Origin of the sequence: Actinoplanes sp. NPDC051346 (assembly GCF_040682215.1) — a bacterium.
In the GTDB taxonomy this organism is placed as follows: Bacteria; Actinomycetota; Actinomycetes; order Mycobacteriales; family Micromonosporaceae; genus Actinoplanes.
Genome location: NZ_JBFBAJ010000019.1, coordinates 66,370 through 86,822, shown reverse-complemented (window position 1 = coordinate 86,822; position 20,453 = coordinate 66,370). Strand labels below are relative to the sequence as shown.

Sequence of the window (20,453 nt, the reverse complement as noted above, 5' to 3'; positions counted from 1 at the left end):
GCACGCCCTGCTGTACCTCGCACCGAGCGGCGGCTGATCTCTACTATTGACGGCGTGCCAACCCGTACCGGAACCCCACGACCGATCACCCGCTACGGCAACCCGGTGCTCCACCGGCGCTGCGCCGACGTGACCGTGTTCGACGACAACCTCCAGCAGTTGATCGCCGACATGTTCGCGAGCATGGCGGCCGCCGAGGGCGTTGGGCTCGCTGCCAACCAGATCGGCGTTGACGCCCGAGTGTTCGTCGTCGACTGCCCCGACGAGACTGGCGCGCACGTCGTAGCCCACGTGGTCAACCCCGTCCTGCACCTCCCCGACGACCGAGGCCTCCAGGTCGACGACGAGGGCTGCCTGTCAGTTCCGGGAGTCCGCGCAGAGGTCGGCCGCCCAGCAACCGCATCCGTCACCGGCGTCGACATGCACGGCAACCCGATCCGCATCGACGGCACCGGCCTGCTGGCGCGGTGCCTGCAGCATGAGACCGATCACCTGAACGGCCTGCTGTACGTCGATCGGCTGCCCGCCAAGAAGCGCAAGAAACTACTCGTCCGAAGCGCCGAGGCCCCCGGCGTCGGCGTCGCCGAATAGCCGCCTCCCAGCATCGCGAACGCCCGCTCGCGCGGTCCGACCATGCGTTCCCGTGCACCGGGCGCGAGCACGCGTTCCCGTTCACAGCGCTCGGGCATGCGTTCCCGTGCACCGGGCGCGTGCATGCGTCCCCGTTCACGGCGCGCGAGCATGCGTTTCCGCTCGCGGGCTCGGGCACGCGTTCCCGTTCACAGTGCTCGGGCATGCGTTCCGCTTACGCGGCTCGACCGCGTGTCTCCCGTTCGCGCGGCTTTGTCCGCTCCTCCTCGGTCGGCCACTCGGCCGACGGTGAGCCTGGCCGGCGGATCGTCTGCGTTCTCGACATACCAGGAGTTCATGTTTGCCGTACTTCATGTAGATCCAGGATCGTCCGCCCGGGCGCCTCGTCCTCCACCTTCCGGCTCGCTCGGGGTATCGCAGCGGCTACCCACGGGTCCCGAATTCGCCGATGCATCGATGCCAACCGGCGCTACCGGATGGCGTTTCGGCCGGTCACTCGTGATCGACGGGATGGATGGACAACAACCGTGATGGTCGATACTCTTTCTAAGGACGCCGTTGCGAGTTCTTCCCCCGTGGAATTCGCAGCGGCGCTCTTATTTCCTCAATAATTGACACGATTGCCGAGCGGCCGACGCATGTTGGGTATCGCCTCATGTCACGGATCTTCGTGTCCGCCGCCCGTGTCCGCTTGCTGGTGCCCGCCCCGCCGGGGGCGCTGCGGCGTGAACTCCCCACCACACCTCGGCTGAGCTGCCACCACCTTGGCTGAGCTGCCACCACCTTGGCTGAGCTGCCACCACCTTGGCTGAGCTGCCACCACCTTGGCTGAGCTGCCACCACCTCGGCCGAACTGCCCACCACACCTTGGCGCTAACCCCCACCATCCCTGGGCTTAGCTGCCCACCCCCACCTTTGACATGAACTCCCACCGCACCTGGGCTGAGCTGCCCACCACACCTCGGCGTGAAGCGCCCACCACCTCGGCGCTAAGCACTGCCGACCTCGTCCCACGGGTCGATTACTCCGGTGGTTCTAGCCTGTCGAATGATCGGCAGGCTGACTGGTCTCGCCATGCTGAGTGGAGTGGGGCGTCGGCTGGCGATTGGGTTTGTCACTGAACCGATGCCTCACCATGATCTGATCTACTACCACCCATGCCGTTGATGCTGGTGGATCTCGATAACACCCTGATCGACCGCGATGCGGCCTTCCGCGCCGCCGTCAATGCGTTCCTGCAACGGTACGGTCTACCGAGCAGCGATCTTTCTTGGATCATGGCGCTCGACAGGAGCGGCTACACCCCTCGCGACATCGTCGCATCGGCTATGGCGGACCGATATGGACGCTCGACACCCGAAGCCGCCATCCAGGCCCTTCTCGACAACGGAGGCGCCGACCGCGTGGTGCTGCATAGCTCGAGCAAAGATGCATTGCTCATGGCACGCGTACGTGGTTGGACCTGCGTGATCGTCACGAACGGCCGCACGGCGCAGCAGGAAGCGAAGATCTATCGGGCCGGCTTGGATCGGCTTGTAAAAGGCTGGGTCGTCTCGGAGCGCGTCGGCCACAAAAAGCCGGCGGCGGAGATCTTCCGCGCGGCCGCCGACCTTGGAGGGCTTCCTCTCCACGAGGCGTGGGTCATCGGCGACTCACCGCAAGCCGACATCGCCGGGGCCGCAGCACTTGGTCTTCAGACCGTATGGGTGTCAAACAACCGGGCCTGGACTCAAGACGACCTACAACCCACCGAAGTCGCCGTCGACGTTGCCACAGCTATACACAAAGTCTGCGGAACCGCGTCATCTTGACGGAAGCCTCGCCGGGCCATGCTCACGGCAGCTGCCGGATCGACGGATCGTCGTCGACCGCTCAGCCCACACGACGCGGCGGCACCGACGACGCCGGATCGATCACGATGTCCGGCCGGAAGTCCGTCCGGTCGTCGGTAGCCCGAGCGCTGATGGCCCGTCTCGGGGTCCCGCGTGCGCCTGGCCTGTCTCGGGGTCTCGCGTGCGCCTGGCCTGTCTCGGGGTCTCGCGTGCGCCTGGCCTGTCTCGGGGTCTCGCGTGCGCCTGGCCCGTGTGCTGATAGTCCCGAGTGCTGCCGGCCAGCTTGCCGCCCGAGCATGCGAGCCATGCCGTGGTCCCCGGGCATGCGAACTTCCATGAGCGCGCCCGGGGCGGGTCCTCACTCCCGTGTGGCGCACGGGCGGCGCCCTGGCTCGACTCACCTGGGGCGGGTCCTCACTCACGGGCGGCGCCCTGGCTCGACTCACCTGGGGCGGGTCCTCACTCACGGGCGGCGTCCTAGCTCAACTCACACTGACCGGCAGCGTCGTGTAGCCCCGGATCGCCAGGCTGTCGCGGCGGCCCGGATCTCCCGCGAAGTCGAGCTTCGGGAAGCGGTTGACCAGGACAGGCAGTGCGATCTGCGCCTCGAGGCGTGCGAGTGGCGCTCCTAGGCAATAGTGGATGCCGCCTCCGAACGACAACGGTGCGTTGTCTGGGCGGGTGAGGTCGAGGCGGTCCGGTTCGGGGAAACGTTCCGGGTCACGATTGCCCGCGCCGAGGTAGGCCACGATCCGTTCTCCGCCGGACACGGGTACACCTGCCAGCTCGATGTCGTCCCAGGCGACACGTCCCAGGAGCTGCACCGGTGTGTCGTACCGGAGAAGTTCTTCGACCGCACCTGGCGCAAGGCCCGGGTCGGCGCGCAACAGGGCAAGTTGATCGGGGTTGCGCAGCAGCGCGACGACGCTGTTGGCCAACAGGTTCGTGGTGGTCTCGAAGCCTGCCGCGAAGAGCAGCGCCGCCATCGTGAGGAGCTCGTCCTCGGTGAGCTTCTCGCCGTCCGCCTCGGCCGCGACAAGCGCGCTGATCAGGTCGTCGGCGGGCTTCCTGCGTCGCTCGGCGGTCAGCCCGGCCAGGTAGTCGCGGATGGTGGCGGCGGCGGGATCGGCCGTCTCGAGGACGTCGGAGGTTATGGTCTCGAGAACCAGTGTCCAGTCCCGGACGAGGCCTTGGAACTGGGCGCGATCCGGCTCGGGGATTCCCAGCAGCTCACCGATGACATTGACCGGTAGCGGAAAGGCGAATGCCTCGACGAAGTCGACATCGCCGGCCATCTGGTCGAGCAGGTCGTCCACCATCTCGGTGATCCGCGGTTGCAGCGCCTGCACGCGTCGCGCGGTGAAGGACGAACTGACCAGCCGACGCAGCCTCGTGTGATCCGGCGGGTTGATCGTCAAGAGGCTGGTGAACAAGTGCCGCAGCGCAGGATGATTCTCCCAGTTGGGCATGACGAACTCGAGCATGTGCGGCGGCATATGCCCAAGCCGAGGATCGCGCGTGACGGCAACGCAGTCGGCGTGCCGAGTGACCACAAGCGCGCCGTCGTCGGCGCGTATGAGCGGGGAAATCTCCCGGAGCCGGCGATACCGGGGGTACGGGTCGTCCCGCCCGGTCATCCGCGTCAATTCGTCGAGCAGGGTCGATGCCTCAGCACTCTCCACGATGGCCGTCATGGGCCGAGCCTACCGGCGAGTAAGTGACTGTCGTCCATGGTTTGCGCCCGGTTCCGAGCCCCGCAAATTTCAGTTTGCGTACGTATCTGGGGATGCGCGGGCTCGGCCCTGGAGGTGCTCGTTCCCGGCCTGAGCGGCTCGCTGGTCTGGGTGGTTCGCTGGCCTGGGTGGTTCGCAACGATGGCCTTCTGCAAGCCGAACAGCGTGTCAACCGACACCGTGAACGTTGTGGTCAGGGCACTAGATCATGCGGCGCCGTACCCGCCACACCACCACACCGATCAGGACCGCCGCGGCGGCGATGAACAGGGCCGCCTCGATGAGCTGGAACGTCCAGAACCGGTCGGCCGGGTGGTAGACCCCGAACTGTTGGATGCCCCGCGCGTGCAGGAACTGGTTGAGGTTGGTGCCGGCCCGGTTTGCGGCGCCCTCCAGCTCGTAGTACTCGGTCCAGCTCAGCCTGCGCCCGGTGGCGTCCGCGTAGCCGTGTTCGATCATCCAGGAAGCGTTGCTGAGCACGGGCCGGTGCCCCGCCTGGTCCTTCGAGCCGCCGACGGGGACCGGCTCCATGGTGGTGAGCGGCGTGGCGTACGCGGGACGGGCCAACAGCGCCACCGGCATCCGGGCGGCGAGGAACGCCCCGAACGCGACGCCGAACGCGGGCAGGCTGCGCCGCAGGATCGCCCCGGCGACGGTGGCGACGCCGAACGCGAACAGCGCGTACGCCACTGGCACAAGTCCCTCCAGGTCGAAGGCGTCGTACTGGAACCGGCCTTCCCACGCGTCGAATGGCTGACGGAACCAGGTGAGCACCGCGGTGAACATCCCGGTGAGCGTGACGGTGACGCCGGCCAGTGCCGCGAGCTTGGCCGCCAGCCAGCGCATCCGCGGCACGGCCTGCGTCCAGGCGAGCTGCCAGGTGCCGTCCTCCAGTTCGCGCGCGAGCAGCGGCGCGCCGAGGAACGCACCGATGACGACGGGAACCAGATAGAAGGCCGCCAGGAGGTTCTCGACGTACCCGTACTCCTCGTCGAGCCGGCGGAAGGAGGCCGCGCAGGCCTCGCTGATACCGGCCTCTCCCGCGCACCGGGCGGGACCGCCGGGGAACAGGTCGTGGGCCTGGGTCCCCAGCACGAGCAGGGCAATGCCGAACATGCCGACAAGCAGACCCAGGACGCAGACCTCGGTCCGGTGCTGGCGCCAGATCAACCACGTCATGCCGCCGCCTCCGACGCGACCGCGGCGCTCGGCTCGGACGGCCGGCGCAGGTACGCCAGCACCAGGTCCTCCAGCGCGACCGGCTGGGCCTGCCACCCAGGCGCGGCCGGGATCGCACCGTCGCGTACCAACAGGGTCGTGTGCCGGTCGCTGTGGACGGCCTCCACGACGGTGCCGGCCCGGTCGAGGTCGGTGGCCGTGCGTGGGCCGACGAGCAGCCGGTGCTCGGCGAGGAGGGTGTCGATGTCACCGGTGAGCGTGACCCGGCCTTGGTTGAGCACGACCAGGTGGTCGCAGACGCGCTCCAGCTCGTGCACGACGTGGGAGGAGAACAGGACGGTCACTCCGCATTCGGCCACCGCGCCCATGAGGACCTGCAGGAACTCGTGCCGGGCCAGCGGGTCGAGGCTGGCCACCGGCTCGTCGAGGACGAGCAGGTCCGGCCGCTTCGCCAGGGCCAGAGCCAACGCGACCTGGGCCTGCTGCCCGCCGGAGAGCGTACCGGCCCTGCGGTCGAGCGGGATGCCCAGCTTCGCCAGCCGGCGCTCGGCCAGCCCCTGGTCGAACCGCAGGTTGCAGGCCCGGCCGAAGCGGAGCATCTCGGCGACGGTGAAGCGCTTGTACAGCGGGTGGTCCTGGGCCAGGAACCCGACCCGGGACAGGGTTTGCGGGGTGCTGGCGGTGACGTCGTGGCCGAGGACCTCCACCGTGCCGGTGCTCGGTGCCAGCAATCCGACGACCAGGCGCAGCAGCGTGGTCTTGCCCGCGCCGTTCGGCCCGACCAGGGCGATCACGCCGCCCGCCGGCAGGGCCAGGGTGCAGTCGCGCAGCGCCCAGCCCTTCCTGTACCGCTTGCCCACACCGTCGGTGCGTAGCGCGAACTCGGTCGCTGTCACGCCACGTCCTCATTCCTCGTCTGCTGGTGGACGGAAGTGAACAGCGCGTTGACCGCTTGCTCGTCGAGGCCGGCCGCGTAGGCGCGGCGCAACCAGGTCGCCAGGCCGCGGCGCAGCGACGTGTACGTCGATGCCGACATCGCGGCCGACTGCTGTTCATTGACGAACGTGCCCTGGCCGGGCCGGCCGGTGACCAGGTTCTCGTGCTCCATCTGCCGGTACGCCTTGGCGACGGTGTTCGGATTGATCGCCAGGTCCTCGACCACCTCGCGGATGAGCGGGAGGCGGTCACCGGGTTGGAGAAAGCCCAGCAGCACCGCCTGGCGAACCTGCTGGACGAGTTGCAGGTACGGCGGCACGCCGGAGTGGGTGTCGAGCCGGAAGACGAACACGGTAGCCCCCTGCTGCTTTACTAGTACCATAGTAAAGCAGCAAGATGGCGGTCAAGTATGACGGGCCGGTCCGCATCTTCAAGGCCGAAGGGGTCGAGGTCGTGCGGGTTGGCCACCTCCCGGGTAGCTCATCGCCGGACTGCTGGAGGTTGTTGGTGGTGTCGGCTCGCTAGGGCCGATGGACGGCGACCGCCGGGTGCCGTGTCTTCCCGGGGTGGGCGCTACCGGCATCCGCACCTCGAATTGGCATCCCACGGAGGTGTTGTCGACCTTCACCTTTCCGCCGTGGGCTTCCACCAGGCCGCGGACAATCGCTAGGCCGAGCCCACCGCCAAAGGTGTCCTCCTGAGGCTTCGGCGTTCGCGCGCGTTCCCCGCGGAACGCCACGTCGAAGACCCGGCCCAGGTCCGTCTGCGGTATGCCGCCGCAGGTGTCGGAAACTGTGAGCCAGGCCTGATCGGCCTGAACGCCCGCGTTGATTTCAACGGTGCCGTGTGGCGGCGTGTATCGCACGCTGTTGACCAGGAGGTTCGTCACCACCCGGGCGAGCTCTTTCTCGCCGGCCGTAATTGTCGGCCAGTCGCCACCGTGAGCGACAACTTTGACGCCGCGGCGTGCTGCGAGGGGTGCCGTCGTCGCGATGGCGTCCGAAACCACGTCGGCGAGGGAGACGCTCGACAGGGTCAGTTGCAGGGCCCCGGCGTTGATCCGGGACAGCTCGAAGAGGTCGTCGACGAGCTGACTCATGCGGTCGGTCTCCACGCGGATGCGGTGGTGGTATTCGGAGACGGTTTCTTGATCGTCGACGACCTTGTCCTCGAGGGCCTCCGCCATCGCACGCAAGCCGGCAAGCGGCGTTCGGAGGTCGTGTGAGACCCAGGCGACCAACTCCCGACGGCTCGCCTCCATCTGTCGCTCCCGCTCACGGGCCTGGACCGACCAGACCGAGGCGGCGGCGAGCCTGCGTCCGAAGGTGGTGCCGACCGCGAGACTGACCGCGGCGGATGCGAGGACGGTGATCAGGACAACCTGAAGGTCGTGTGCCGACAGGAACATGGCCTGCGCGACAGCGGCGATCCCCGCGACGACCGATGCCACGGTGATGGTGAGCATGACGCAGATGTGCATGATGATCGAGCGACGGCGCAGCAGTCGTAACGACAGCTCTCCGATGACTCCGACCAGGGTGCCCGCCGCGAGTGCGTACAGCGCGATGAGGATCAAGTCACGCATGGTCACCCACCCGTTCGAATCGGTATCCGGCGCCGTACGAGGTGATGATGCGCTTGGGTGAGTCGGCGGCGGGCTGAATCTTGGAACGCAGCCGGGCCATCGCGGTGGTGACGGTGCCGGTCTCGCCCACCGACCAACCCCAGACCTTCTCGAGCAGTTGCTGGTGGGTCCACGTCCGGCCGGCGTTGCTCATGAGAAAGACCAGGAGGTCGAATTCACCTTTCGTCAGCTTCACGGGCGCGCCGCCGATCGTCACGACCCGCCGCGAGGTGTCGGCGACCAGGTCGCCATCGACCAGCCTGGCCTGAGCCTTGTCCGCCTGGCCGGTGCGCCGCAGGATCGACCGGATCCGGAGGGTCAGTTCCCGAGGCGAGAAGGGCTTGGTGACGTAGTCGTCGGCGCCGGCCTCGAGGCCGAGCACGCGATCGGGCTCCTCGCCCAGCGCCGTCAGCATCACCACCGGCAAATCTGGCGCATCCCGGCGCAGTCGGCGGCATACCTCGATGCCGTCGATGCCGGGCATCATCAGGTCAAGGACGACGATGTCGGGCATCTCGGCCGCCGCGGCGGCGAGAGCCGCCTCCCCGTTCTCCGCCAGCCGGACCCGGCAGCCGTCCTGCTCCAGGTATCGCCGCACAACATCGCTGACGGTCGGATCGTCGTCGACGACGAGTACGTGGTGGGTCACGCCTGCGACGCTACCCACCGGACGGGCTCGGCGGGATGGTCTGACTCCTTACGGTCTTCTGACGAATGGCCAGCCCACGCCCAGATCGAGGCGACGAGTGTGTTCGTGGTGCTCGAAGCCGTGCGTGCAGCCCGGGCCCGAGGTACTGCGGAAGTCGTACGTGGACTCCCGAAACTTCTGCTCGCGGACGACGCGCAATGCCACTGATCGCGGTCGCGCTCTGTCTTGCCTCCGCCCTGGCCTATGCGGCGGCTGCGGTCATGCAGGAGCGACTTGCCGGGCTTGGTGAGCAGATCGCCGGCGGCACAGTGGGGATCGCGATGGCCGGGCTGAGTGCGCTCGCCGCGGGGCTGGGAGTCGCGTTGCTGTCTCATGCCCGGGCGGGCGCCATTGTTCCGGTCGGGAACGCGTATGCCGGGTGGAAGACGGCAAATATCTAGAGTGGCAGGGGGAACGCTTTCGCGCCGATGGGGTGCGGCGGCCGTCGGCGATCTAGGCTTTGCGGGTGGCCAAGTATTTCGACGTGCATCCGGACAATCCCCAGCCCCGGGCCATCGCCCAGGTCGTCGGCGTTTTGCGCGACGACGGGCTGATCGCCTACCCGACGGATTCCTGTTACGCGCTGGGTTGTCGGGTCGGCAACGCCTCGGGGATCGACCGGATCCGGGAGATTCGGAATCTTGGCGATGGTCACCATTTCACTCTGGTGTGCCGGGACTTCGCGCAGCTCGGCCAACTCGTGCAGATCAACAACGCCGTATTCCGGGCGGTCAAGGCGGCGACGCCGGGCAGCTACACCTTCATCCTGCCCGCTACCCGGGAGGTGCCGCGCCGGCTGCTGCATCCCAAGAAGAAGACCGTGGGGGTGCGCATCCCCGAGAACACCGTGACGCAGGCAATCCTCGCCGAGTTGGGGGAGCCGCTGCTGTCGAGCACCTTGCTGCTGCCCGATGAGGAGGAGCCGCTCACGCAGGGCTGGGAGATCAAGGAGCGGCTGGACCACGCGGTCGACGCGGTGATCGATTCGGGTGAGTGCGGCACTGTGCCGACCACAGTCGTCGACCTTTCTGAAGGAACTCCGGAGGTGCTGCGGGTGGGCGCCGGGGATCCAACGCGCTTTGCGTGACCGCATCGCGGGCGTAAGCGCATGGTGAACGGTCGGTGCCGGATCCGGCAGCCTCACGCGGTGTGACATTTTCCCCATGCTCGGACGGCCTGGCCAGCCGTAGGATTCGAGATCCACCGATGCGTTCACCGGGAGTCACCATGCTGACCGTTCCCCCTGGCCTCGCCGGAGTTGTCGCCTTCGACACCGAGATCGCGGAACCCGACCGCGACGGCGGATCCCTGCGCTACCGCGGTATCGACATTGAGAAACTTGTCGGCAAAGTTTCCTTCGCCGACGTGTGGGGCCTGCTTGTGGACGGGGACTTCGGGTCCCCGCTACAGCCCGAGGAGCCGTATCCGCTGACCGTGCGGTCCGGTGACGTCCGCGCCGACGCGCAGGCGGCTATCGCGACGGCGGCGCCGGCCTGGGGGGCTCGGCCGGTGATCGACATCGACGATGTTCGGGCTCGTGCCGATCTGGCCCGTTCGTCCGCCACCCTGCTTTCCCTCGTGGCGCAGGGCGCTCGCGGCGGGGAGCTTCCGGCCGTGCCCGAGCAGCGCGTCAACGAGGCGTCCAGCATCGTCGAGCGGTTCATGATCCGGTGGCGGGGTGAGCCGGACCCCCGGCATGTCAGCGCGATCGACCGCTATTGGATTTCGGCCGCTGAGCATGGCATGAACGCCTCGACCTTCACCGCTCGCGTCGTTGCCAGTACCGGTGCGGATGTGCCGGCCGCGATGTCGGCGGCGGTCGCGGCGATGTCCGGTCCGCTGCACGGTGGTGCGCCGTCGCGGGCGTTGCACATGGTCGAGGCGGTCGAGAGGTCTGGCGACGCCCGTGGGTACGTGAAGCAGGTGCTCGACAGCGGTCAGCGGCTCATGGGCTTCGGGCACGCCATCTACCGTGCCGAGGATCCGCGTGCCCGGCTGCTGCGGGCGACCGCCAAGGAGTTGGGCGCTCCGCGCTACGAGGTGGCGAAGGCGTTGGAGGACGCGGCCCTGAGCGAACTGCGTGAGCGGAAGCCGGACCGGGTGCTGGAGACGAACGTCGAGTTCTGGGCGGCGATCATTCTGGACTTCGCCGAGGTGCCCGCGCCGATGTTCACCTCGATGTTCACCTGTGCCCGGACGGCGGGATGGGCTAGCCACATCCTCGAGCAGAAGCGTCTCGGGAAGATCATCCGCCCGTCCGCCGACTACGTGGGGGTGACCGACCGGAGCCCGTCGGACATCGCGGGGTGGGAGGACGCGCTCAAGCGCAACGCGGGACGCACCTACCTCTGACGGGGTGAGCGTTTGGCCACCGCGGCGGCGGGTAGGCGAACCAGGGTGAGTGGTGTGCGCGCAGATGCCGCGAATCTCCGTCCGCCGGCCGACGTGGTGCTTCCCGAACGCGCGTCCGGCGTCGTCGTCTTCGCCCACGGCACCGGCAGTTCCCGGCACAGTCCGCGCAACCGCATGGTCGCGGCCGAGCTGAACCGCCGAGGCCTCGGCACGGTCCTGGTAGACCTGCACACCCCCGAGGAAGAATCCACCGCCGAGGAAGCCGAGGAACAGCTCGCCCTCAGCGCTGACCGGCTCATTGGCGTCGTCGACTGGCTGACCGAGCACGGTCCGACCGCCGACCTGGAGATCGGCCTCTTCGGCGCCAGCAGGGGAGCGGCCGCGGCCCTGATCGCGGCCGCGGCCCGTCCCGATCCGGTGCGCGCCGTAGTCTGCCGCGGCGGCCGCCCCGACCTTGCCGGGCCGGCTCTGATCGAGGTGAGCGCGCCGACGCTGCTGCTCGTCGGCGAGCGCGACGAGCGGGTCATGGCGCTCAACCAGCAGGCCCGGGCCACGATGACGGTCACGGCGGAACTGCGCGTCGTGCCGGGTGCCACGCAGCTGTTCGCGGAGCCGGGCGCCCTGGAGCAGGTGGCCGCGGAGGCCGGCGCGTGGTTCGACCGGTATTTGGAACCTCGCCGCACCCGTTAGGGAGCGCACAACCGCTTATGTGCCGTCCGCAGCCTCCGATGGTCCGGCGTGGCCAGGACCGGCGTTCGACTCTTCCTGATGGTGATGTTCGTCGTCACCGTCGTGGAGGCGGCCGTCTTTTACTCGCCCGTCGGCGAAATTATGCATGTCGTTTCGTACGCGACGCTGTGCTTCATGGCCTGGTGGTCCGTCCTGCGGATGAGGCCGCGGCCGCATCGCCGGCCGAGACCTCGGCATCGCCCTCCGGTCGCCACGGAGTTGGTAGCGCGGGAGCGGCTGCCCTGGGTGCTTGTCGCTTCCGGGGTGACCGTGTGGTTCGCCGGAGACGCTTACGAGCTGGTGGCGGCGCATTTCCTTGGTGGCGCCCCGGCTGTGGGGCTCGCCGACGCGTTCTGGCTGGGCGGATATCCGCTGCTGGCGGTGGCTCTGGCGCTGATGGCGCGGCGCCGGGCGCCGGGCCGGCTGCGGGGCGCGGCCGTGGACGCGCTCACGCTGACCGTCGCCGCGGGCGCGGTCAGCTGGCAGTTCATCATGAAGCCGATCGCGGAGGGTTTCACGCTGGCCGAGTCCGCGGTGCCGCTGCTCTACCCCTTCGCCGATGTCGTCTTGCTCAGCGGTGCGCTCGTGGTGGCCATGTCCCCGGGCCGGCGGACCGCGCCGACCCGCCTGGTCCTGGCGGGGGCGGTGTGGTTTCTGAGCATGGATCTCGGCTGGAACGTCCTGCCCTACTTCCTCTCCGAGGACGTCTACGGCCGCCTCGGCGCGGCGATGATCTTCGGCAACGCTCTGGTCGTCGGGGCCGGGCTGCATCCCGCCCGGGTCGAGCTCACCCGTCCGGGCGCCGAGATGGCCGTCCTGCATCCGGCTCGGATCTTCTTCCTGGCCATCGCGCTGATGACGGCTCCGCTGCTCACTCTCGTCGCAGATGACAAGATCACCGCTGTGGTGGCCTCGGCCGCCTGCGCGCTGCTGGTCATCACCCGGTTCACCGCCGCCGTACGCGAGCAGGAGCGCGCTCAGGCGCTGCTGGCGCAGCAGGCGCGCCGCGACCCGCTCACGGGCCTGGCCAACCGCTCCGTCCTGCGGGACCGGCTGGCCCGGGCGGTGCCGGCGCCGGACGATCCGGTCGCGGTCCTCTACCTCGACCTCGACGGCTTCAAGGAGATCAACGACCAGCACGGCCATGAGGCCGGCGACTCGGTTCTCCGCGCGATCGCGGACCGGCTCTCCGCGGCGGTCCGCGAGCAGGACCTGGTGGCCCGCCTCGGCGGGGACGAGTTCGTCCTGCTGCTGCCGGGTGTCTCCGGCGACGAGGCGGCGCGGCTGGCGGAGCGGCTGCTGAAGGATGTCGCCTGGCCGGTGGCCTTCGAGGGACAACAACTGGTCGTCGGCGCCAGCATCGGCATCGCGGCCCGCAACGAGGTCGGCCAGGAGGCCCTGCTGCGCGACGCCGACGCGGCGATGTACCAGGCCAAGCAGCTCGGACGTGGCCGTTACGTGCTGAGCTGAGCCCGCCTAGATCGTCACCCAGGCGCGGCTCTCGGCGGACACCGCCATCGCGTCGAGGGCCTCCGCGCTGCGGACGGCGTCATCGAGGGTCGCACCGTACGGGCGTCCGTCCGCGATCGAGCGCAGGAAGTGCCACGCCTCGATCACCTTGAGATCGTCGTATCCCATGGCGTTGCCGCTGCCCGGCTGGAATGCCGCGTACTCGCCGTGCCCCGGGCCGACCCGGACGATGCGGGTGGGCTGGTCCTGGAAGTCGTCGCCGACGCTGAGCGCGAGCTCGCCCATCCGCCGGAAGTCCCAGGCCACCGCGCCGCGGGTCCCGTGCACCTCGAAGCCGTAGCTGTTTTGCTCGCCGACCGCGACCCGGCTCGCCTCCAGCACCGCCCGCGCCCCGGACGCCAGGCGCAGGTTCGCCGCGACGTAGTCCTCGTTCTCGACGGTGCCCAGCTCGCCCCCGGAGGCCCGGGTGTGCCCGGCGGTCGCGCCGGTCGGTCTCGCGCGCATCGGCACGAAGACGGCGGTGTCGGCGACCAGTGACTCGATCTCGCCGAGCAGGTGCCGGAGCAGGTCGACGCCGTGCGAGGCGAGATCGCCGAGGACCCCGCTTCCGCCGCGGGACCGTTCGAAGCGCCAGCTCAGCGCTCCTTCGGGGTGGGCCGCGTAATCGCTGAAGAGACGGAACCGGGCGTGGGTGACCGTGCCGATCTCGCCGGCGGCGATGAGCTCCCGGGCGGCGGCCACGGCGGGGGCGTTGCGGTAGTTGAATCCGACGGTGCCCTGGACCCCGGATTCCCGGACCGCGGCGGCGACCGCCCGGGCGTCTGTGGCGGTGAGGCCGACGGGCTTCTCGATCCAGATGTGCTTGCCGGCCCGCGCCAGCTCGACACCCATCTCGCGGTGCAGAAAATTCGGCGCCCCGATGCTGACCGCCTGCACCGTCGGGTCGCCGAGCAGGTCTCGCCAGTCCTTGGCCACGGTCGCGAAGCCGTACCGTTCGGCGGCCTCCTCGGCCCGGCCCGGGACCTCGTCCGCGACGGCCACGAGCTCCGGGCGTACCGAAAGATCGGGGAAGTGATGCAATACCCGAAGGTACGACTGGGCGTGGACGCGCCCCATCCAGCCGAATCCGGCGACGGCGACGCCCAGCGTTTTCCTCATGGGCGGAGCGTATGAGCGCGGGGGACGGGCGGCCAAGGTCGCCGATCCCTCAAAAAGGCCTCACAGCCGCGCGCGGGCCAGGATCGCCTCGGCGTAGTTCGCGCACTGCTCGGGGAACAACGGAAGGAACTTCACCGGGGCGACCAGCTCGGCCTCGAGGAGCAGCAGGCCGGACGGGGTGGCCGGGTCGATGATGAAGTCGAGGCGCACCGACAGCGGCTCATTCACCAGCAGCTTGCGCAGCTCCGCGTAGGCGTGCCGGATGACGCGCTCCTGCTGGGCGGTGAATGCCGGGTACGGCCGCGGGTCGGGGTGGAACGCGCGCGCCGCGTCGCCGGGCCGCAGGATCGCCGCCTTGGTCACGGCGTGCGAGAGGGTGCCGTCGATCGTGACGACGCCGAGTTCCCGGTGTGCGTCGATCGCCGTCACGTACGGCTGCACGATCGCCGGACCCAATTCCCTCAGGTACGCGACCAGAGCGGACAGCTCCTCCATCGTGAATTCCCGCGCGCCCAGGGTGCCGCCGGCGGCGACGGGCTTGGCGACGACGGTGGGTCGGGAGGCGTCCGCCGAGGCGAAGACGGCGCGCAGGGCGGCCGGGTCGGGCTCTTCGAGCAGGGTCGACGGGACGATCGGCACCCCCGTCGCGCCGAGCCGCGTCAGATACCGCTTGTTCGCGCCGAGGGCGATCGCGTCGAGCGGGTTGAGCAGCCGGGTGCCGTCGAGCTCGCGGTCCCAGAGCCACTCGTCGAACGCGGGCAGCCGCGTCCACATGCTCCACGGCGATTGCAGCACCACGGCGTCGTAGCCGGCCCACTCGACCCGCTCGCCGCCGTCCCAGGTCACGACCTCGGGGGTCGCTCCGCGTGCGCGCAGCTCCCGCGCCACCAACGGAGTGTCGGCGTCCCGCCAGTGCGGCTCCGGGAAGCGGTGTGAGGTGACCAGGGCGATCCGCATGCTCGTCAGCGAACCCCGGCGATCTGGGCGCGCCCCGCGGTCGGTTGCGCCCAGGACGGCAGCTCCCGCCGCCCGTTGCGGTTCGACCGAATCTCCTGCGTCGCCACCGTGTCGGTGATCTCGGTGGGAGCGGCCGCGGCCTGGTGGCGCAGGATGGCACGGGCCGGCTCCGGCAGCGCCTCCCAGGCCGCGTCGGCGCGCGCCTGCGCGGCCATCACCTCGTGGCGCAGGGTCCGAACCGCGGCGGTCGCCACGTCGGCCTCCTGCCAGGCGGCCTCCTCCGCGCTCAAGGCTTCCTGGTACGCGGCGAAGCGATGACTCACCGCGGCGCGGGCCAGGGCGAGCTCCTGCTCGATCGGGTGCAGCGCGGGGTTCCAGCCGTTGCGGTGGGTCAACGCGTCCAGGAGCTGGGTGTCGGACAGGTCGCCCCGGCGGTAGGCGGCCTGCGCGGCCCGGCGCAGGGCCTGGGCCCGCTCGGTGGCCTCGTCGGCCGGCGGGGTGGTCTCCGGGGTCGCGTACGCCGCGGCCCGGCGGGCCCGCTCGAGCCGTGCGTCCGCGTCCTGCCACGTCTGCCATGCGCGTTCCACCTCGGCCTGCGCCCGCTGGCACCGTTCGCGGTGGCGCTCGGCGGTGGCGGCGGATCCCCGCGCTGCCACGGTGACCTCCTCGGCGTACCGGATGGTCTCCTGGGCTTGCGCTGCCCGGCGTTGCAGGTCGGCGCGCTTCCGCGCCGCCGAGGCCGCCAACCAGGCGCTGATCTGCCGTGGGCGGCGTACGCCCGCGGGCAGAGCGAGCGCGCCCAGGGCGACCGCCGCGAGCACGATGAGCGCGAGCCAGATGACCGCCGCCCGGCCGCTGGTGCTGTCGAGGAGCCCAAACCCGAAGTCCATGTCCCATTCCTTTTCCACCGGTGACGCCACTAATCGATCAACCCCGAATCCGTTTCGCGGACGGGGCCTGCCGGTCGATCAGGCGGCGGCGGGAGGTGCGCGGGGCCCGGCGGCCGCGCCGCTGAGCTGGCTGTGCAGGCGAGGGGGTGGCGCCGGCGTGTCGGCGGTCGGCAGCGGGGCCGCCAGGTGCGGGGTGGTGACCGGGGATGCCGTGACGATTGAGGACTCGGGGCCGACCGCTGGGGCTTCGTCGACCGTCACGAACGCGGGGGCGGCGATGGTGGCCGGCGCGGGCACGACAAGGGGGTCTGCCGCCGTGGCGGTGACACTCGCCCCACCCAACAGGGCGAAAAGGAGGGAGGTGGCAAGCGACAGCCGCAGCACACCCTTCAGCTCCATACCGGACAACCTATCCAGGAACGTCGTGCTTTCGCATCCGCCGGAGGTCGGATCGTGATCGATCCAACCTCGGCGGACGCGGCCGCTCATCCGGCGGAGAGCTGATGCATCCGGCGGATCTCGCTGCCCTGCTCCACGGCCATCTCGTTGGCGATCTCGCGCAGCACCGGGTCCTCGCCGCCGCCGAGTACGTCGCCGGCCATCTGGATCGCCCCCCTGTGGTGATCGGACATCATCCGGACGAACTCGCTGTCGAACGCCGCTCCGGTGAGCCCGGCGAGGGCCGTCATGGCGGCGTCGGACTGCATCCCCGGCATCGTGCGGTGATCGTGCGTAGGGTCGTCGGCGGGGAGCTTGCGGTCCCGCAGCCATCCCCGCATCCAGGCCACCTCGGGGGCTTGGGCTGCTCGGATCCGATCCGCCAACGCCCGTAGTTGTGCGTCGGCCGCGCGTTGCGGGGCGAGCTTCGCCATCTCGATGGCCTGTCCGTGGTGGACGATCATCAACTGGACGAACGCGGTGTCGATCGGGTTGTAGGTCGAGCCGTCCGGCGCGCGTACCTTGTCGGAGTCGGTTACGACCGCGGTCTCGCCCGGTTTGCCGGGAAGAATGACGCGCTCCGGCGGGCCGGAGCTGGCGGAGGGACGTGGCGCCGCGGCCGAGACGTCCCCTCTGGATCGTGCCGCCCATGCCACGCCGCCTGCCGCGAGCACCGCAACGACGGCGCTGACCAGCATCAATGTCCTCTGCCGGCTCATCGAATCCTTTCGGTGCCACAACGTAGTTCCCTGGTCACGCCTAGCGCACTATCGTAGCGACGAAGGTGAATGCGCACCGACAGTGACACCATCCGCCCCCGCGGTGCGTTGACAGCCGGAAGGAGCTCCATGAATCACTCTGCCCCACGAGGGCGGCAGTTCAAGCGCCTGGCGTTCATCGGTACGGCGGTGATCGTCGCCGGGCTGCTGGTGGCGCCCTCGAACGGTATGGCGCAGACCCCGGCGGACCCCGGCACACCGCCCGGCGTCGACGAGGTCGCCAGCACGCCGAACATCAAGCAGGTCGCGAACCTGCCGAAGACCGGACCCTTCGCCAACTCGACGAACTCGGACTGGGCCTTCCAAGGTCACTACGCTTTCGGTGGCAACTACAACGGCTTCACCGTGTACGACATCGCGAACCCGAAGGCGCCGGTGGTGGCGGCCCAGGTGCTCTGTCCCGGCTCGCAGAACGACGTCTCGGTCACCGGCAACCTGCTCTTCCTGGGCACGGACTCGCAGCGCACGAACGACTCGTGCGACAACGCCGCGTCCACGACGGCGGCGCCCGGCGACCGCTGGGAAGGCATCAAGATCTTCGACATCAGCGACCCGCTGACGCCGAGGTACCTCAAGTCGATCAAGACCGACTGTGGCTCGCACACGCAGACGCTGGTCCCCGGCAAGGCGGGCGACAGCTCGGCCTACATCTACGTGTCGTCATACAACCTGGCCGCGGCGGACCTGCCCAACTGCGCGTTGCCGCACGACAAGATCTCGATCATCCGCGTGCCGCTGAAGGACCCGGCCGCGGCCGCGGTCGTCGCGACCCCGGTGCTGTTCCCGGACGGTGGTCACCCGGGTGGCCCCGCCGACGGACAGCAGCCGACCACCGGCTGCCACGACATCACGGCGTACCCGGAAAAGGACCTCGCGGCGGGCGCCTGCATGGGTGACGGCGTGCTGTTCGACATCTCGGTCCGCTCGGCGCCGCGCGTGATCACCACGGTCCGCGACACCGTGAACTTCTCCTTCTGGCACTCGGCGACCTTCAACAACAGCGCGAACAAGGTCATCTTCACCGACGAGCTCGGCGGCGGCGGCATGGCCACCTGCAACCCGGAGATCGGACCGAACCGCGGCGCCGACGCGATCTACGACATCGTGGGTCGTGGCGACAACCGCAAGCTGGAATTCCGCAGCTACTTCAAGATTCCGCGGCTCAACACCGAATTCGAGAACTGCGTGGCCCACAACGGCTCGCTGATCCCGATGCCGGGCCGCGACATCATGGTCCAGGCGTGGTATCAGGGCGGCATCTCGGTCTGGGACTTCACCGACTCCCGCTCGCCCAAGGAGATCGCGTACTGGGAGCGCGGCCCGCTGTCGGCCACCCAGTTCGTGGGCGGCGGCTCATGGTCGGCGTACTGGTACAACGGCTTCATCTACTCCAACGACATGGTCAAGGGCATGGACGTGTTGGAGCTGAAGGACATCCGCACCAACCTGGCGCGCCGGGCCCACACGGATGAGTTCAACGCGCAGTCGCAGGACAACTACCGTCACTGGTGACACCCCGAGTCGCAGGCCCGGCCCCCTCGTGCAGCCGGGCCTGTGCCGTTCTGGCAGGGTTCGCGGAGTGGACAACCTCTGGCTGGAACAGCTCGCGCAGAACCCGGGCCATTCCAAGTGGTACATCGAGCGGTTCCGCACCATGGCCGCCGAAGGCGCCGACCTCGCCGGCGAGGCCCGCCTGATCGACGCGATGGTGCCGAGAGGGTCACGCATCCTCGACGCGGGCTGCGGCACCGGCCGCGTCGGCGGCTACCTCGCCGCGGCCGGGCACGACGTCACCGGCGTCGACCTCGATCCCGAGCTGATCGCGGCGGCCCGGGAGGACCACCCCGGCCCCCGCTGGTCGGTCGGCGACCTGGCCGAGCTCGACCTGCCGGAACGCTTCGAGGTGATCGTCTCGGCCGGCAACGTCATGGCCTTCGCCGGGCCGAGCACCCGCGTCGAGATCCTGCGCCGCATGCGTACGCATCTGGCCGAGAACGGTCGGGTGGTGATCGGCTTCGGGGCGGGGCGTGGCTACGAGTTCGACGAGTTCCTCGCCGACGCCGCGACCGCCGGGCTCGCACCCGGCATCCTGCTCGCGACCTGGGACCTGCGCCCGTACCTTCCCGGCTCCGACTTCCTGGTCGCGATCCTCGGTCCGGCTTGATCGCTGACGGCAACGGCCCACGTCGCGGACGACGTGGGCCGTCGTGACGGCCGGCACAGCTTCGCGTGGTCGAGTTCACGTGTCTGCGTCTCTACGATGAACAGCGTGGAGACGCGCAGTAGCGAGGACGGATCAAGCTTCGACGTTTTGCGTGAGGCGGCCCGCCATACCTACGGCGCCGACGCCGCTGGCTACCGGGAAGGACGGCCCGACTATCCGCCGCGGCTGTACGAGGTGCTGCGGTCGAGGTGCGGTCTTGGAGCGGGTAGCCGGGTGTTGGAGATCGGTCCTGGGCCTGGGCTGGTGACTGAGCATCTCGTCGCCGCGGGCGCGCGGGTCGTCGCGGTTGAGCCGGACTGCGGGTTCGCGGAGTACCTCGGTCGCACCATGCCGGAGGTTCAGGTGGTGGAGGCGTCCTTCGAGGAGGCTGACGTTGGCACCGGGTTCGACGCGGTCGTCGCCGCGACTTCCTTCCACTGGCTTGACCCGTCGACGGCGTTACGGAAACTGGGCGGTGTGCTGCGGCCTGGTGGCTGGGGGGCGATCTGGTGGACGGTGTTCTCCGACCCGTACCGAGAAGATCCTTTGCTGGCCGAGGCCAGCGCTGCCCTGGGGTTCGAGCCGGGCAATCAACGCGGTGGGACGGCGTTCCAACTCGACGTCGCCGCTCGATGCGAAGATCTGCGTCGGGGTGCTGGTCTGACCGACGTCACCGCGGACTTGATCCCCTGGGAGCTGCCGATGAGCGCCGTTGAGGTGCGGGCACTGTTCAGCTCGATGATTGCCATCCGGCAGTTGTCCGACGATGAGCGCACCCGCGCGCTGGACACGGTAGGGAACCTTGTGAACGACCGATTCGGCGGCGTTGCCACCCGTCGGCATTTGACGGCTCTCTACACCGGCCGGAGGGCCGGGTAACCCGGGTATTGATCC

Annotated in this window: 21 protein-coding genes; 10 read left to right on the top strand and 11 right to left on the bottom strand. The window is 69.3% G+C overall.

The window, feature by feature from the left end; all coding sequences use genetic code 11:
• Window positions 1-84: 84 nt before the first annotated feature.
• Both def and AB0M36_RS33750 read left to right on the top strand, forming a co-directional pair.
• Complete coding sequence (gene def, locus AB0M36_RS33755; RefSeq protein ID WP_364166225.1) at window positions 85-591, top strand: peptide deformylase; 507 nt, start codon at window positions 85-87, stop codon at window positions 589-591.
• A 1,157-nt stretch (window positions 592-1,748) separates the two neighbouring features.
• Window positions 1,749-2,402: an HAD family hydrolase gene (locus AB0M36_RS33750; protein ID WP_364166156.1), complete on the top strand. Its 654-nt coding sequence runs from the start codon at window positions 1,749-1,751 to the stop codon at window positions 2,400-2,402.
• A gap of 503 nt (window positions 2,403-2,905) precedes the next feature.
• Here AB0M36_RS33750 and AB0M36_RS33745 read toward each other — a convergent pair.
• From AB0M36_RS33745 to AB0M36_RS33720, 6 genes are all read right to left on the bottom strand, one after another.
• Window positions 2,906-4,060 (bottom strand): cytochrome P450, encoded by a 1,155-nt coding sequence (locus AB0M36_RS33745; RefSeq protein WP_364166223.1) that lies wholly within the window; start codon window positions 4,058-4,060, stop codon window positions 2,906-2,908.
• A gap of 297 nt (window positions 4,061-4,357) precedes the next feature.
• Window positions 4,358-5,335: an ABC transporter permease subunit gene (locus tag AB0M36_RS33740; RefSeq protein WP_364166155.1), complete on the bottom strand. Its 978-nt coding sequence runs from the start codon at window positions 5,333-5,335 to the stop codon at window positions 4,358-4,360.
• Window positions 5,332-6,231 (bottom strand): ABC transporter ATP-binding protein, encoded by a 900-nt coding sequence (locus AB0M36_RS33735; RefSeq protein ID WP_364166153.1) that lies wholly within the window; start codon window positions 6,229-6,231, stop codon window positions 5,332-5,334. Before AB0M36_RS33735 ends, AB0M36_RS33740 begins: the two co-directional genes overlap by 4 nt.
• Entirely contained in the window at window positions 6,228-6,623 is a 396-nt protein-coding gene (locus AB0M36_RS33730; protein WP_364166151.1) for a GntR family transcriptional regulator, read from the bottom strand. Before AB0M36_RS33730 ends, AB0M36_RS33735 begins: the two co-directional genes overlap by 4 nt.
• Window positions 6,624-6,701: 78 nt before the next feature.
• On the bottom strand, window positions 6,702-7,856 hold the full coding sequence (locus tag AB0M36_RS33725; protein WP_364166149.1) for a HAMP domain-containing sensor histidine kinase: 1,155 nt from the start codon (window positions 7,854-7,856) through the stop codon (window positions 6,702-6,704).
• Entirely contained in the window at window positions 7,849-8,544 is a 696-nt protein-coding gene (locus AB0M36_RS33720) for a response regulator transcription factor (protein WP_364166147.1), read from the bottom strand. Before AB0M36_RS33720 ends, AB0M36_RS33725 begins: the two co-directional genes overlap by 8 nt.
• Before the next feature lie 197 nt (window positions 8,545-8,741).
• Here AB0M36_RS33720 and AB0M36_RS33715 point away from each other — a divergent pair, with 197 nt between their 5' ends.
• The 5 genes from AB0M36_RS33715 (at window position 8,742) to AB0M36_RS33695 (ending at window position 13,134) form a co-directional block, all read left to right on the top strand.
• Complete coding sequence (locus AB0M36_RS33715; protein WP_364166144.1) at window positions 8,742-8,984, top strand: hypothetical protein; 243 nt, start codon at window positions 8,742-8,744, stop codon at window positions 8,982-8,984.
• A gap of 65 nt (window positions 8,985-9,049) precedes the next feature.
• A complete protein-coding gene (locus AB0M36_RS33710) occupies window positions 9,050-9,670 on the top strand; it encodes an L-threonylcarbamoyladenylate synthase (protein WP_364166142.1) in 621 nt (206 codons plus the stop codon).
• A gap of 140 nt (window positions 9,671-9,810) precedes the next feature.
• Complete coding sequence (locus AB0M36_RS33705) at window positions 9,811-10,935, top strand: citrate synthase 2 (protein WP_364166139.1); 1,125 nt, start codon at window positions 9,811-9,813, stop codon at window positions 10,933-10,935.
• 54 nt (window positions 10,936-10,989) lie between these two features.
• Window positions 10,990-11,625 (top strand): alpha/beta fold hydrolase, encoded by a 636-nt coding sequence (locus AB0M36_RS33700; protein ID WP_364166136.1) that lies wholly within the window; start codon window positions 10,990-10,992, stop codon window positions 11,623-11,625.
• A 48-nt stretch (window positions 11,626-11,673) separates the two neighbouring features.
• Window positions 11,674-13,134 carry a GGDEF domain-containing protein gene (locus AB0M36_RS33695; protein ID WP_364166133.1) on the top strand — a complete coding sequence of 487 codons (1,461 nt, stop codon included), beginning with the start codon at window positions 11,674-11,676 and terminating at the stop codon, window positions 13,132-13,134.
• A 6-nt stretch (window positions 13,135-13,140) separates the two neighbouring features.
• Here the strand turns inward: AB0M36_RS33695 and AB0M36_RS33690 are convergent, their stop codons facing one another.
• The 5 genes from AB0M36_RS33690 to AB0M36_RS33670 all read right to left on the bottom strand — a co-directional run bounded on the left by AB0M36_RS33690 (window position 13,141) and on the right by AB0M36_RS33670 (window position 17,296).
• Window positions 13,141-14,292 (bottom strand): Gfo/Idh/MocA family oxidoreductase, encoded by a 1,152-nt coding sequence (locus AB0M36_RS33690; RefSeq protein WP_364166131.1) that lies wholly within the window; start codon window positions 14,290-14,292, stop codon window positions 13,141-13,143.
• Between the two features lie 60 nt (window positions 14,293-14,352).
• Window positions 14,353-15,249, bottom strand: a complete 897-nt coding sequence (locus AB0M36_RS33685) for a hypothetical protein (protein ID WP_364166128.1) — start codon at window positions 15,247-15,249, stop codon at window positions 14,353-14,355.
• Between the two features lie 5 nt (window positions 15,250-15,254).
• A complete protein-coding gene (locus AB0M36_RS33680; RefSeq protein ID WP_364166125.1) occupies window positions 15,255-16,139 on the bottom strand; it encodes a hypothetical protein in 885 nt (294 codons plus the stop codon).
• 78 nt (window positions 16,140-16,217) lie between these two features.
• Complete coding sequence (locus AB0M36_RS33675) at window positions 16,218-16,538, bottom strand: hypothetical protein (protein WP_364166123.1); 321 nt, start codon at window positions 16,536-16,538, stop codon at window positions 16,218-16,220.
• A gap of 86 nt (window positions 16,539-16,624) precedes the next feature.
• Complete coding sequence (locus AB0M36_RS33670; RefSeq protein ID WP_364166120.1) at window positions 16,625-17,296, bottom strand: DUF305 domain-containing protein; 672 nt, start codon at window positions 17,294-17,296, stop codon at window positions 16,625-16,627.
• 228 nt (window positions 17,297-17,524) lie between these two features.
• Between AB0M36_RS33670 and AB0M36_RS33665 the strand changes: the two genes are divergently transcribed.
• The 3 genes from AB0M36_RS33665 to AB0M36_RS33655 all read left to right on the top strand — a co-directional run bounded on the left by AB0M36_RS33665 (window position 17,525) and on the right by AB0M36_RS33655 (window position 20,438).
• On the top strand, window positions 17,525-18,868 hold the full coding sequence (locus AB0M36_RS33665; RefSeq protein WP_364166221.1) for a hypothetical protein: 1,344 nt from the start codon (window positions 17,525-17,527) through the stop codon (window positions 18,866-18,868).
• 142 nt (window positions 18,869-19,010) lie between these two features.
• The gene (locus AB0M36_RS33660) at window positions 19,011-19,520 is read left to right on the top strand and encodes a class I SAM-dependent methyltransferase (RefSeq protein ID WP_364166219.1); all 510 of its coding nucleotides are present in this window, start codon (window positions 19,011-19,013) and stop codon (window positions 19,518-19,520) included.
• Between the two features lie 105 nt (window positions 19,521-19,625).
• Complete coding sequence (locus AB0M36_RS33655) at window positions 19,626-20,438, top strand: methyltransferase domain-containing protein (RefSeq protein ID WP_364166117.1); 813 nt, start codon at window positions 19,626-19,628, stop codon at window positions 20,436-20,438.
• Window positions 20,439-20,453: the final 15 nt, after the last annotated feature.